Origin of the sequence: Pantoea brenneri (assembly GCF_038594305.1) — a bacterium.
GTDB classification, from domain to species: Bacteria; Pseudomonadota; Gammaproteobacteria; order Enterobacterales; family Enterobacteriaceae; genus Pantoea; species Pantoea brenneri.
Genome location: NZ_JBCGBG010000002.1, coordinates 277962 through 290498, shown reverse-complemented (window position 1 = coordinate 290498; position 12537 = coordinate 277962). Strand labels below are relative to the sequence as shown.

At 56.2% G+C, this 12537-nt stretch carries 11 protein-coding genes; 6 read left to right on the top strand and 5 right to left on the bottom strand.

The genetic code is table 11. From position 1 onward, the window contains the following. The first annotated feature begins 76 nt into the window (after positions 1 to 76). Positions 77 to 808 carry an SDR family NAD(P)-dependent oxidoreductase gene (locus AABB92_RS12170; RefSeq protein ID WP_046289291.1) on the top strand — a complete coding sequence of 244 codons (732 nt, stop codon included), beginning with the start codon at positions 77 to 79 and terminating at the stop codon, positions 806 to 808. Positions 809 to 911: 103 nt separating this feature from the next. Here AABB92_RS12170 and AABB92_RS12165 read toward each other — a convergent pair whose 3' ends face one another. The 3 genes from AABB92_RS12165 to AABB92_RS12155 form a co-directional block, all read right to left on the bottom strand. Beyond that, a complete protein-coding gene (locus tag AABB92_RS12165) occupies positions 912 to 1475 on the bottom strand; it encodes a TetR/AcrR family transcriptional regulator (RefSeq protein WP_031377583.1) in 564 nt (187 codons plus the stop codon). 248 nt (positions 1476 to 1723) lie between these two features. Beyond that, positions 1724 to 2425 carry a glutathione S-transferase family protein gene (locus AABB92_RS12160; protein WP_031377582.1) on the bottom strand — a complete coding sequence of 234 codons (702 nt, stop codon included), beginning with the start codon at positions 2423 to 2425 and terminating at the stop codon, positions 1724 to 1726. A gap of 423 nt (positions 2426 to 2848) precedes the next feature. Next, positions 2849 to 3745, bottom strand: coding sequence for a LysR family transcriptional regulator (locus tag AABB92_RS12155; RefSeq protein ID WP_031377581.1), 897 nt, complete (start codon positions 3743 to 3745; stop codon positions 2849 to 2851). A gap of 100 nt (positions 3746 to 3845) precedes the next feature. Between AABB92_RS12155 and AABB92_RS12150 the strand changes: the two genes are divergently transcribed. Beyond that, positions 3846 to 4676: an SDR family oxidoreductase gene (locus tag AABB92_RS12150; RefSeq protein WP_082097613.1), complete on the top strand. Its 831-nt coding sequence runs from the start codon at positions 3846 to 3848 to the stop codon at positions 4674 to 4676. Positions 4677 to 4821: 145 nt separating this feature from the next. Here AABB92_RS12150 and AABB92_RS12145 read toward each other — a convergent pair whose 3' ends face one another. Both AABB92_RS12145 and AABB92_RS12140 read right to left on the bottom strand, forming a co-directional pair. Beyond that, positions 4822 to 7911 carry an efflux RND transporter permease subunit gene (locus AABB92_RS12145; RefSeq protein WP_046289292.1) on the bottom strand — a complete coding sequence of 1030 codons (3090 nt, stop codon included), beginning with the start codon at positions 7909 to 7911 and terminating at the stop codon, positions 4822 to 4824. Further along, positions 7908 to 9017, bottom strand: coding sequence for an efflux RND transporter periplasmic adaptor subunit (locus AABB92_RS12140; protein WP_031377580.1), 1110 nt, complete (start codon positions 9015 to 9017; stop codon positions 7908 to 7910). The genes AABB92_RS12145 and AABB92_RS12140 overlap by 4 nt, the downstream gene beginning before the upstream one ends. A gap of 248 nt (positions 9018 to 9265) precedes the next feature. On the opposite strand from AABB92_RS12140, the gene AABB92_RS12135 reads away from it, so the two are divergent. The 4 genes from AABB92_RS12135 to AABB92_RS12120 all read left to right on the top strand — a co-directional run bounded on the left by AABB92_RS12135 (position 9266) and on the right by AABB92_RS12120 (position 12536). After that, entirely contained in the window at positions 9266 to 9478 is a 213-nt protein-coding gene (locus AABB92_RS12135; protein ID WP_031377579.1) for a hypothetical protein, read from the top strand. Positions 9479 to 9749: 271 nt separating this feature from the next. Continuing rightward, a complete protein-coding gene (locus AABB92_RS12130) occupies positions 9750 to 10937 on the top strand; it encodes a M20 metallopeptidase family protein (protein WP_031377578.1) in 1188 nt (395 codons plus the stop codon). Positions 10938 to 10955: 18 nt separating this feature from the next. Next, positions 10956 to 11804: an ABC transporter substrate-binding protein gene (locus AABB92_RS12125; protein WP_031377577.1), complete on the top strand. Its 849-nt coding sequence runs from the start codon at positions 10956 to 10958 to the stop codon at positions 11802 to 11804. Positions 11805 to 11810: 6 nt separating this feature from the next. Continuing rightward, positions 11811 to 12536, top strand: coding sequence for an ABC transporter permease (locus tag AABB92_RS12120; RefSeq protein WP_031377576.1), 726 nt, complete (start codon positions 11811 to 11813; stop codon positions 12534 to 12536). The last annotated feature ends 1 nt before the right edge of the window (position 12537 follow it).

Genomic DNA, 12537 nt, shown 5'->3' with positions numbered 1-12537 from the left:
ATTTAAACAAAGTGCGTAATTGTTATTAAGTATAAAAATTATATCATCTGTTTTCCATCCCGACAGGAGTGAGCAGATGCGTAGATTAGAGAATAAAGTTGCCCTGATACTCGGCGGAGCAAAAGGCATTGGTCTGGCTATCAGCCAGCGATTTGCCAGTGAAGGTGCAACGACCTGGCTGACCTCGCGCCGAAATGAGGAGTTAGCAGTAGCCAGCCACACCATAAAGGGCACCGCCAGGCCCGTTCGTGCTGATGTCAGCCAGATAAGCGAACTGACGCGGATAGTTGATGTAATCAGGGCAGAGTCTGGCCAGATAGATGTGCTGGTCATCAATGCCGGAATGGCAGAATACTCGATGATTGATGACGTCACCCCGGCACATTTTGATGCTATTTTCGGCCTGAATGTGCGCTCACCGCTTTTTGCTATGCAGGCAGCACTTCCCCTGATGAAGAAGGGCGCGAGCGTCGTTTTGATCGGGTCGATTGCCGATGTGATTGGCACGCCGGGATATGGCGTATATGGCGCCAGTAAAGCAGCACTTCGTTCTTTTGCCCGCACATGGACAAAAGAACTCTCCGCCCGTGGCATTCGAATAAATGTTGTCGCCCCTGGCCCCATCGATACGGAAATGATGCTTGCGGCCTCTGAAGAGCTACGTAATGGGATAATCAGCACCATTCCGTTATCAAGAATGGGCAGGCCTGAAGAAGTTGCCAGTGCTGCACTATTCCTCGCAAGCGATGAAAGCAGTTATATAGCCGGAGCAGAAATCTGTGTGGATGGTGGGATGACGCAAGTCTGATCAATGATGTTCAGTTTTACTAACACCAGAGAAAGGCTGAATGAGAAACGAACCGGGCTATTACCCGGTTTTATCTTTCGCCAAAGCGGGTCGCTGTCAGTGGCTATGCAGGCAGAGGTCCTGATGCGCGGTATGAATCGACCAGGGCATCGAAAAGCGAGATATCCGAGCGACTTCTGGCAAAAAGCTGGGCACCCACAATAGCGGCGAAAATTGCACGTGCTCTGGATTCACTCTCACTTGATTCGCACACCTTCGCAGCCACCAGAAGCTTACTGAGCCACGCAATGTTTACTTCAGCAAATTTCTGGATTTCATTGGTCATTTCAACCGGCAAAGTATCCGTTTCAGCGCCCATGAAACTGCCCAGGCAGAGACGATTGTCGGCCTCAAGCGATCTGCGGAAGATTTCAGGAAAGCGACGCAGCGCGTCAATCGGAGATGGGCTTTCTGATTCGATCATCTCGAGTGCGAGCGCACCGTCCTCCCAATAGCGTCTGGCAACGGCAATACCCAGATCGGCTTTGCTGGGAAAATGGTAGTAAATACTCGCCGCTTTGATACCAACAGCTTCCGCGAGGTCGCGGAAATTCAAACCATTGTAGCCCTGCGATTGGGCAATTTTTTTGGCCGCCAACAAAATGGCTTCCTTAGAATTGACGCTCATCTTTGTGCCTTTCGTCCAGGGACGATCTGTTCAATAAAGAAGGCTATTTTACAGCAAATACCTACCGTGTGACAGGTAGATTATCAGGCAGAGCACGGCGTTCAATGCGACCAGAGTGCTCAGGCAGAAGCCGTTCCATCATGGTTCAGAAAGCGGCATCGCCAGCCGATACTAGCGGGACCACTACGGTCACCGGGAAAGTTAAAGGATGGCGATCCCGGCGTACCGGCGTTGTCATTGAGAAGCTATTACCGGGCTGGCGAATCCAGCTCAGGAATGCCGCTGCTGCGATCGGCGTAGGCTGCCTGGAAAGCAGGACGTTTTGTCCAGCGCTGCCAGTACGCATCCAGGAACTCAAAACGCTCGTCCAGTGGTGTGGCATTGACCGGGAATTTCGAGAAGGCGATGGCGGTTGCCAGCGTAATGTCCGAGAAGGTCGGGGCATCGCCGCCGAGCAGCCATTCGCGGCCGTCTGACAGATGACGATTGACCAGGGCGGCGTGAGCCAGCGCTTCCTTACGGCAGTGTTCGCCCCAGGCCTCATTTTTGGTCAGTTCCAGCTTGAAGCCGAGTCCGGTGTGCAGCACATGGAACGCGGTTACGATACGGTACAGGATGTGCACCCAAATCCGGTTATCCCACATGTTATCCAGACCCTGTTCCAGTGCGGTCTCTCCCATGATCTTGCGACCGGGATACGCCTGATCAAGATAACGAACGATGGCAGCCGTTTCGGAGATGTAGCTACCGTCAGCCAGTTGCAGAGTAGGCGTTTCGCCCCACGGATTCATATTCAAATGACGCCAGCCACGCTGTTCTCCGACAGGAGACATGTCATAGATGGTCTCGGCAAAATGGTCAGCGATGCCTTTTTCGTGCATGAACAGACGCAGACGCTGTGGATTCGGAAAGGCTGAAGGCGAAGTGAAAAGCTGAAGTTTAGTTGTCATGGTCATGATCCTTAAAGTTGGGGGTCGAGTTATCTAACTAACGTTAGGTAGGTAAACCTTAGCGGGTGATTCGATAGGCGTCAACACCTATCTAACACTTGTTAGGTAAATATTTTTTGTGCCGTCCCGGTTGATACGATACTTCAGCGTCTGCCTGGCTGAAGGCAGGGGCAGAATAACGCCAGACGGTCGAACGAAGATGAATGACGGGTAAGGTCGAATGCAAACGGGTAGTCAGATAGGTGGCATGACGTGAAGTTAACGCGATAGCTGATACTGACTATGCGATGCCGCAGAGGTATCGGAGTGGGTGAGGTAGCGTCGGTTTACAGCGGACGATGGGTCTGAACCGCTCGGTGTTTGCTTACCGTTAATCCGTAACCCGTTTTAACGGGTACGCTGGCCGAATCAGCTGAGTTAATTTCAGGCACGCATCGCTGCTTTTAGCGTGTCAACGAACAGTCGCAATGCGACAGGCATGTGGCGATTTTGCGGAAAGTAGAGTGCAATACCCTGAGACGTGATCGTCCATTCTTCCAGTAACGTAACCAGCCGCTTAGTGTCGAGACCCTGCCGGGCGTAGGGCTCTGGCACATAGGCCACACCCAACCCTGCGACAGCGGCTTCCACCATTAAAGCGCTGCTGTCGAGGGTCAGGCTGCCCGGCACATCCAGCGCAAACTGTTGCTCATGCTGCTGATATTCCCAGTGATAACGTTTGCCGCCAGGCAGACGCTGGCGCAGACAGGTATGTTGCATAATGTCCTGCGGGTGGCGAATGTCAGGTCGTCCTGCCAGGTAACCGGGCGATGCTACGGTAACGAAACGCAGCGGCCCGCTCAGAGGAATGGCAACCATGTCTTTAGGCACATCTTCAATCAGCCGGATGCCCGCATCAAATCCTTGCGCCACGATATCCACCAGTTGACCTTGTGCAACTAAATCAATTTCGATTCCCGGCTTTTGCTGGATAAATGCTGGCAATACCGATTCCAGCAGAAGGCTGATTGCCGCATCGCTGGCGCTGATGCGCAACGTGCCGTAAGGCTGCTGACCGCTGGCGGTGACGTCATTCAGCAGTTCATCCATTTCCGCCAGTAACGGTGCCAGACGCGCAATCAGCATTTCACCCGCTTCGGTCAGCGCAACGCTACGTGTTGTGCGATGGAACAACTGCACGCCAAGTGTTGCCTCCAGCCCTTTAATGGTATGGCTGAGCGTTGAACGTTTAAGTCCGAGCACGTCAGCAGCGCGACTAAAGCTGCGCTGTGCGGCAATGACTTTCACCGCCTGCAGTTCGTTCCAGGAAGGACGCTTCATTGTTGGATATTTCCCACCACCCCATTCTGATTTGCGGAGATTATGCCACCAATAAACCGGTTTATGCTGTTATCCGGCTTACTAAACGGAGATGACCATAATGAAAACCTGGCTAATAACCGGCGCATCCAGCGGCCTGGGTCGCCTGATGTGTCAAAGTCTGCTGGACCGTGGCGATCGGGTGGTGGCAAGCGTCCGGCGTGAAGCAGCATTAGAAGATATGCGCGTGCAATACGGCGATAATTTGCAGGTGATGGTGCTGGATATCAGCAATACAGCAGCGATTAAGCCCGCGGTTGACGCTGCGTTCGCCTGGGCGGGGCAGATTGATATTGTGGTAAGCAACGCGGCGTACGGCCTGTTTGGCGCAGCCGAAGAGTTGAGCGATAAGCAAATTGAGCGCCAGATTGCCACCAATCTCATGGGTTCGATTCAGCTTATCCGCGCGGCGATTCCATTTTTGCGGCAGCAGGGCGGCGGGCGCATCGTGCAGTTGTCTTCGGAGGGCGGCCAGATCGCCTACCCTGATTTCAGTTTGTATCACGCCACTAAATGGGGAATCGAAGGTTTTGTTGAAGCGGTCCGGCAGGAAGTGGCGGCGTTCGGCATCGACTTTTTGCTGGTAGAGCCGGGGCCGACGGCAACGCAGTTCGGTGCGGGACTGGATATTGCTGATGCCCTGCCGGCTTATCGCAATACGCCGGCGGGCGAACTGCGATCGGCACTGCTATCGGGAGAGTTTGCGGTTAAAGGTGATGCTGAAAGATGCGTGACAGCAATAATAGCCGCAGCAGATGCGGCCAGCCCCCCATTACGTCTGCCGCTGGGCAGCACAGCCTATGACCATATTGAAGCCGCATTAAAAACGCGTCTGAACGCGCTGCAGGCAATGAAAGCTGTGGCATATGGCGCAGATCGCAGGGAAATGTAGGTAACTGAACGGGCGCAACGTCTGGCTAATGGGCGAACCTGTCACCGGGATAAAACCTCTCGGCGTAAGGTAAACCTCTTTATCCCATTCGATGGGGTAAAGGCCGTGATCGCTTATTCAGGGATCACGGCGACTTTCACAACCGTCAGGTCAGGGCTTTTTCATCAGCAGACCGCGGTTTTTCAGGGCGGATCCTGAACCAGATCGCGTACATCGCGGGCAGGAACACCAGCGTAATAACGGTGCCGCCCAACGTACCGCCAATCAGGGTATATGCCAGCGTTCCCCAGAACACCGAATGCGTCAGCGGAATAAATGCCAGAATGGCGGCCATTGCCGTCAGCAACACCGGACGGGCACGTTGTACCGTTGCCTCTACCACCGCATCAAAAGGCGCGAGTCCTTGCTGCTCATTGTGGTGAATCTGGCCTATCAGGATCAGGGTGTTACGCATCAGGATGCCCGACAGCGCAATCAGCCCGACCAGTGCATTGATGCCAAACGGCTGGTTAAACAGCAGTAACGTGGGCACGACGCCAATCAGTCCCAGTGGCGCGGTAAGAAAGACCATCACCATCGCTGACATCGACCGCACCTGCAGAATGATAATCAGCAGCGTCATGGCGATCATAATCGGGAACAGCGGTGCCATCGCTTTTGTCGCTTTACCGGATTCTTCTATCGCTCCCGCCTGCTCAATGCGGTATCCAGCCGGAAGATTGTCGATAACCGGCTGCAATTGTTTGAGCATGGCGGTGGAGACATCCGGCGGTTGCAGATGCTCAGCAATATCACCACGTACCGTAATGGTCGGAGTACGATCGCGACGACGCAGAATCGGATCTTCCATGCGGACGCTGACTTCCCCTATCTGTGACAGCGGAATACGCTGACCGGATGAGCCGACCAGGGTAAAGCCCGCTATTTTGGCCGGATCAAGCCGGATGTCGCCTGCCGCGCGTCCCATAACCTGCACTGAACGAATGTCTTCACGCACCGATGTGATCGGTACGCCTGAAAGCAGGAACTGAAGCTGCTGTGCCACCGCATTTGATGTCAGCCCCACGGCCTGCAGCCGATCCTGATTGAGCGTGAAATGCAGCGTTGGCACCCGCGGGCCCCAGTCGGTATTGACGGTTCTCATCATCGGGCTGGCCTGCATCACGGCCTCCACCTTGTCAGCAATCGCGCGCAGCGTGGTCGGGTCCGGACCCATGACGCGATAGGCCACCGGATAAGGCGAGTAAGGGCCAAACACCAGTTGTGTCACCCGGACGCGTGCCTCTGGTGCCAGCCCGTGAGCCGCCGCTTCTCGCAGCCGGAACTTCAGTGCCTCACGTGCCGCCTGACTGTCCGTCAGCACAACAATTTTGGCAAACGACGGGTCGGGGAGTTCCGGTGCCATGGCCAGATAAAAACGCGGTGACCCCTGGCCGATATAGGCGGTGACGATTTTTGCCTCTTTCTGCTGCTGAAGCCACGCTTCGACTTTTGCCGTCGTGGCGCTGGTCTCCTCAATCGAGGTGCCATAAGGCATCTGGACTTCTACCAGCACTTCCGGGCGGTCAGAGGTAGGGAAAAATTGTTTTTTAACCAGTCCCATCCCGAGAACAGCGACCGTAAAAATGGCAATAACCGATCCGGCTACCCACCATTTTCTCGCGATGACGCGGGACAGAACGCGCCGGAAGCGATTGTAATGACGGGTGTTGTAAATGGCAGCATGTCCTCCCGCCACGGTTTTGATTTCCGGCAGCATTTTCACGCCCAGGTAAGGCGTAAAGACCACCGCGACCACCCATGAGGCGATCAGGGCGATGCCCACTATCCAGAACATGTTGCTGGTATATTCGCCGGCGGTGGACTGTGCAAACCCGTTGGGCATGAAGCCAACGGCCGTAACCAGCGTACCCGCCAGCATCGGCGCAGCCGTGTGGCTCCAGGCATAGGCGGACGCTTTGATACGGTCGTAGCCTTCCTCCATTTTCACCACCATCATTTCTATGGCGATAATGGCGTCATCCACCAGCAAACCCAGCGCCAGGATCAGAGAACCCAGCGTGATACGGTCAAAGTTCTTACCGGAAGCCTCCATCACCACAAAAACGACAGCCAGCGTCAGTGGCACGGCGGCGGCAACGACGACGCCGACCCGCCAGCCCATACTGATGAAGCAGACCACCATCACCACCAGCAGCGCGACAAAGAATTTGACCATGAACTCATCAACGGCGGAACTGATGTTCACGGACTGATCGGTGACTTTGGTCAGCGTCATGCCCAGTGGCATACCCTGATTGATTCTGGCCGTTTCCGCATCCAGCGCCTTACCCAGATCCAGCCCGTTCCAGCCCTCACGCATGATGACGCCCAGCAAAAGGGCCGGTTCTCCCTGATTACGTACCATAAAGGTCGCTGGATCTTCATAGCCTCGTTCAACCGTTGCCACGTCCGAAAGCCGCAACGTTCTGCCCTGGACCACAACAGGCGTTTGGCGGATTTTCTCCAGTTTGTCGAAGGCGCCATCCAGACGAACGAACACCTGAGGTCCGTGAGTATCAATCGAACCGGCAGGGGTCAGAACGTTCTGGCTGTTTAGTGCGGAGAAGATATCCTGCGGAGAGATACCGAGCGTGGCCAGCCGGTCATGTGAGAAGGAGACAAAAATCCGCTCACTCTGCTCACCGATAATGTTGACCTTTTTCACGCCGGGCACGTGCAAAAGCTGCTGGCGCAACGACTCTGCATCGCGCGCCAGCACGCGCTGTGGTTCTCCCTTCGCCTTAAGCGCAAACAGGGCAAAAGTCACATCAGAGAACTCGTCATTTATCATCGGCCCGATCACGCCCGCCGGCAGATTTTTGGCTTCATCACCCAGCTTTTTACGCGCCTGGTAGAATTCCTCCTGTACTTCTGCAGGCGGCGTGCTGTCCTGCAGTGACAGCATGGTAAAAGCCAGGCCGGGACGGGTATAAGTCTCACTGCGGTCATACCACTTAAGCTCCTGCAGCCGCTTCTCAAGCGGCTCGGCAACCTGATCCTGCATCTCGCGGGCGGTTGCACCCGGCCAGGCAGAGATAATGGTCATCTGCTTGACGGTAAAAGGCGGGTCTTCAGCCCGGCCAAGTTCGAAGAAAGAGAGAATACCGGCGACGGTAATCAGAATGATCAGGAACAGGGTGATTGAGCGCTCGCGGACCGCCAGCGCTGAAAGGTTGAAGCGGCCGCTGCTCATGGCTGGCTCCCGGCAGCACTGACGCTGCTCTGAGGGGCGATCCGTACCGCTTCACCGTCATGCAGCAGATGCGCACCCAGCGCCACCACCTGATCGCCCGGCTTGATCCCACCGGTTACGCTGGCGGCATCGTCCCCCAGCCCGACCACCTGGACGGATCGCCAGGTGACGTTGGCCGGCTTGCCTGAAATAACCCAGACGCCAGCCCCTTTGCCGGGATCATAAATCGCCGCTAACGGCACCTGCAGGCGCTGACCGGGTGTTTTATCTTCTGCTATATGCAGCGTAACGGTGGCACCGAGCGGTGCGCTGGCCAGTGCGCCTTCAAGCACATATCTGGCTTCGAAAGTGCGCGTCACCGGATCGGCGGCATCGGAGAGGAGACGCAGCCTGGCGGTAACAGACTGTTTTGCGCTACCGTACAGTTTAGCCTGCGCCTCGCTGCCGATTGCCGGCCGCAGCGTCTCAGGCAGCTGCACGACGGCTTCACGCTGTCCCGCTCTGGCCAGCCTGATGACTGGCTGGCCTGCCGCAACCACCTGGCCGGGTTCGGCCAGCGTTTCCATCACCACACCGTCGGCATCCGCCAGCAGCACGGCATATCCGGTCGCATTCCGGGCGAGATTGGCCTGCGCCTGTGCCGCGCTGAGTTCGGCTCTGGCCGAATCCGCGGCGGCCTTTATCTGGTCGTAGGCTGACGCAGAAACAGCTCCTGTAGCGACCAGTCCCCGATAACGAGCCTCATCAGCCGTAGCCTGTCGGGCACGCGCCCGCGCAGCGGTAACAGCCTGCGTCTGCGCCTGTGCCTGGAGGCTCAGGTCAACCGGATCCAGACGCATTAATGGCTGACCGCGCTTAACGGTCTGGCCGGTATCAACCAGACGCTCAAGAATTTTGCCCTCTACCCGGAAGCCGAGGTCGCTTTGTGTGCGTGCAACAACAACGCCAGTGAAGGCGCGCGAGGTATCGGCAGCACTCACTACGGTGGCCGCTCTGACCAGAGGAGGCTGAGTCCGCGGATCGTCGGTGCCGGACGGGTCGCCGCAGGCTGCTAGGGCCAGCGGCAACAGGCAGACAGCAAGGGCGGCAGGTTTGAACCTGAGCATAGGTTACCTTATTCATTCATCAGCAGAGTAACCGCATTCTCAGACCAGTGACTAATAATGTCAATAGTCACAACCTCAGGGCAAACCATGTTTCTGCATCAGGATGATTACCGCACCGCTGAACCATTCGTGAAGTAAAGCGTCGCGTATCAGGTCATTGCTGCAACCGCATCCCAACGTAGCGAGATTGACAACCAGTGACCATTTAATAATGTGGTCACAATTCAGTATCGACTCAGGAGCTCTCCATGTTCGCCTCACCAATCCTCGCACTGATGGTCAGCGCCAGCCTGCAGGGCGGTTGCGCTGTCAGGGCCGATCGGGATTCGATAGCGGATAGGGTGACACCACTTCGTACAGTGGCTAAGCAGGTCAGCGCTGAAGCTCTGCTCAACTGCGGGGTTTTATTACTGATGAACAGCCGGGAAATGAGCGGAAATAGTAATGACTCTTTAATTTAGCTGAATCACTAAGCGACTTTCTGCTGCCGATAAGTAGTGAAAGTAATTTCATCTGGCGGATTATTAATATTATTGCTGATCCGCCCGCTTCTCATTCAATCTTCCTATGGTTATTCCTATCTCATTGATTTTAAACCGGCTGCGGCCGGCTTTTGCGCGTTGCTTTCTGCGCCATGCTGTGAATAAATAGTCGGTCGCAAATACCAGAAATCATGATCACATAAAAAAAGAGTCTGCATTACGATGCCGACCCAATATTGCCGGGGCTGCTATGAATCAGGATAAAGCACTGCTGGCCAGGGAAATAAAAGCCAGAACAGAACAACTGGAATCCCATTTAGTGGCGATTCGACGTGATATTCATGCCCACCCGGAATTAGGTTTCGATACGCTGCGTACCGCCAGCCTGGTGACGCAACAGTTGCAGGCGCTGGGGCTGACGCCAAAAACCGGTATCGGCCGCAGCGGCGTGATGGTGGATATCCAGGGCGCAGAGCCGGGTAAAACCCTGCTGCTGCGCGCTGATATGGATGCTTTACCGATCCATGAACAGACCGGACTGCCTTTTGCCAGCGTCTGGCCCGGCAAAATGCACGCCTGCGGACACGATATCCACACGGCCACCCTGCTTGGCGTGGCGGCGATCCTGCCACATTATCGTCAGCAGCTGAAAGGGACGGTGCGGTTGATTTTCCAGCCGGCCGAAGAGACGCCTGACAGCGGCGCGCAGGCGATGATCGCCGATGGTGCGGCAGAGGGCATCGACTGGGCAATCACCCTGCACAACAAGCCGGAACTGGCGGCTGGAGAAGTGGCGCTGACCCGTGGCGCCAGCACCGCCTCCAGTGACGAATTCGACGTGACGGTGCATGGCGTATCGACCCACGCCGCCCGTCCGCACATGGGCAGCGATCCGATTATCGCTACCGTGCATCTCATCAGTCAGCTACAAACCATCATTTCGCGTGAACGCGATCCGGCCCACTCCGCGGTGTTGACCATCGGTCATATTCAGGGCGGCACTACCCACAACATTATCCCCGACAGCTGCCTGTTTCAGGGCACCATCCGCACGAAATCGCCGGCGGTGCGTGCCGACATGGAAGCCGCGTTTAAGCGGATGTGCGAGGGCGTGGCGCTGGCCCAGAACGTGCGTGTGGAGGTCAATTTCCAGCGTGGCGTCCCGCCGTTGATGAATGACGATCGCCTGATTGATGCGCTGGAACCGATCCTGTCGCACCAGTTTGATAAGCCGATTATCGCGCAGCCCAGCGACAGTTTTGGCGCTGAAGATTTCTCGCTGTTTACCGAACGGGCTCCGGGTTGTCAGATCCACATTGGTTCTGCCACGCCGGGCCGTGACGATCACCTGCATAACTCCGACTATCAACCGGATGAACGCAGCATTGCCGCCGGGACGCAGGCGCTGAGCCGCCTTGCCATTGAGCTGCTCTCTTAATAATAAAATGAGGTTTCTATGATGATGCACAACCGTCTGTTTGCGGCTTCCCTGACCGTGGCGCTGCTGGCAACCTCCGTGGTCAGCCAGGCAAAAGATTTTGGCACCCTGAAATTCGCCACCGAGGCGGCTTATCCACCGTTTAACCAGACCACGCCGAGCGGCAAAATTGTCGGTTACGAGCCGGATATGGTGGCGGAGCTGGCTAAGCGCGCCGGTTTTAAATATGAAATCATCGCCCAGAAATGGTCAGGTATGATCCCGGGCCTGATTGACGGTAAATATGATGCGGTGATTGATGCGGTCACCGTCACGCCTAAGCGCGCCGAAGCGATCGACTTTACCCATCAGTACACCGTCAGCGTCTCCAGTTTTGTCACCTCTAAATCCTCGCCGCTGGCAACGCTGCCAGGCAGCGGCACGGTGGTTACCGCGGATGATGAAGCGGGCATGAAAAAAGCGATTGAGGATCTGAAAACCAGCTTTAAAGGTAAAACCATCGCGGTGCAGGTCGCCACCATTCAGGCCGATTTCCTGCAAAAATACCTTGGCGATGTGGCCACCATCCGCACCTATCAGGCTGGTCCGGAAACCTTCGCTGACCTGATGAATGGTCGGGTCGACGCGGTGATGGCCTCCCGAACTAACCTTAACGCCTTTGTGAAAAAACACGCTGAGGCGATCAGCAGCAGCGGCTACGGCTTCTCCGGCGGCGTACTGGGGGCGGGATCGGCTATTGGTCTGCGCAAAGGCAACAGTGAGCTGCAGCAGGCGCTGAATCAGGCGCTGGACTCAATGATCAAAGACGGCACGCTGAGCAAACTGTCAATTAAGTGGTTCGGCGAAGACGTCGCGCCCAAAGCGTAACCGCTGATGTTGATGAATATCGACTGGCAGATACTGGGCTTTGGCGACGAAGGATGGGGCGGGGTACTGCTGAGTGCCGCTGCCGTCACCGTCACGGTATCACTCTGTGCCTGGTTGCTGGGCGCGGTGCTCGGCAGCGTGCTGTGCTGGATGCAGATTGCCGGCTCGCGCTGGCAACAGCGGCTGGCGGCCAGCTACATCACCCTGTTTCGCGGCGTGCCTGAGCTGCTGGTGATCTACCTGTTCTATTTCGGTGGGCGACAGGTGGTCTCGACCGTCGGCACCGCGCTGGGTTTGCAGGGCCCGTTTGATGTGAACGGCTTTGTGGCCGGCGCGATTGCCATCGGGCTGATTTCCGGTGCCTATCAGAGCGGCGTGTTTCGCGGCGCGTTCTACGCCATCCCGAAGGGCACGCTGGAAGCGGCGACGGTCACCGGTATGGGGCGCTTAATGATGTTCCGCCGCATTATTGTGCCGCAGGCATTGCGCACCGCGCTGCCGGGAATGGGCAATCAGTGGCAATCGGTGATCAAAGAGTCGGCGCTGGTGTCGGTCACCGGACTGGTAGAAACCATGAATCAGGTATCAACTGCGGCTAACTCCACTCAGATGTCGTTTTTCTTCTACAGCGTCGGCGCGGTGATCTACCTGATCATCACCACCTGTTCTGACATGGTTTTCCGCTACGTGGAAAAATTTGCGATGCGCGGTCAACAACGCGTGAAGGCGTAAG

What these genes read in the sequence shown, in the direction of transcription:
- AABB92_RS12170 (WP_046289291.1), top strand. Translation starts at nt 77, where the DNA reads ATGCGTAGATTAGAGAATAAAGTTGCCCTGATACTCGGCGGAGCAAAA.
- AABB92_RS12160 (WP_031377582.1), bottom strand. Translation starts at nt 2,425, where the DNA reads ATGACAACTAAACTTCAGCTTTTCACTTCGCCTTCAGCCTTTCCGAAT.
- AABB92_RS12120 (WP_031377576.1), top strand. Translation starts at nt 11,811, where the DNA reads ATGTTGATGAATATCGACTGGCAGATACTGGGCTTTGGCGACGAAGGA.
- AABB92_RS12135 (WP_031377579.1), top strand. Translation starts at nt 9,266, where the DNA reads ATGTTCGCCTCACCAATCCTCGCACTGATGGTCAGCGCCAGCCTGCAG.
- AABB92_RS12155 (WP_031377581.1), bottom strand. Translation starts at nt 3,745, where the DNA reads ATGAAGCGTCCTTCCTGGAACGAACTGCAGGCGGTGAAAGTCATTGCC.
- AABB92_RS12145 (WP_046289292.1), bottom strand. Translation starts at nt 7,911, where the DNA reads ATGAGCAGCGGCCGCTTCAACCTTTCAGCGCTGGCGGTCCGCGAGCGC.
- AABB92_RS12125 (WP_031377577.1), top strand. Translation starts at nt 10,956, where the DNA reads ATGATGATGCACAACCGTCTGTTTGCGGCTTCCCTGACCGTGGCGCTG.
- AABB92_RS12140 (WP_031377580.1), bottom strand. Translation starts at nt 9,017, where the DNA reads ATGCTCAGGTTCAAACCTGCCGCCCTTGCTGTCTGCCTGTTGCCGCTG.
- AABB92_RS12165 (WP_031377583.1), bottom strand. Translation starts at nt 1,475, where the DNA reads ATGAGCGTCAATTCTAAGGAAGCCATTTTGTTGGCGGCCAAAAAAATT.
- AABB92_RS12150 (WP_082097613.1), top strand. Translation starts at nt 3,846, where the DNA reads ATGAAAACCTGGCTAATAACCGGCGCATCCAGCGGCCTGGGTCGCCTG.
- AABB92_RS12130 (WP_031377578.1), top strand. Translation starts at nt 9,750, where the DNA reads ATGAATCAGGATAAAGCACTGCTGGCCAGGGAAATAAAAGCCAGAACA.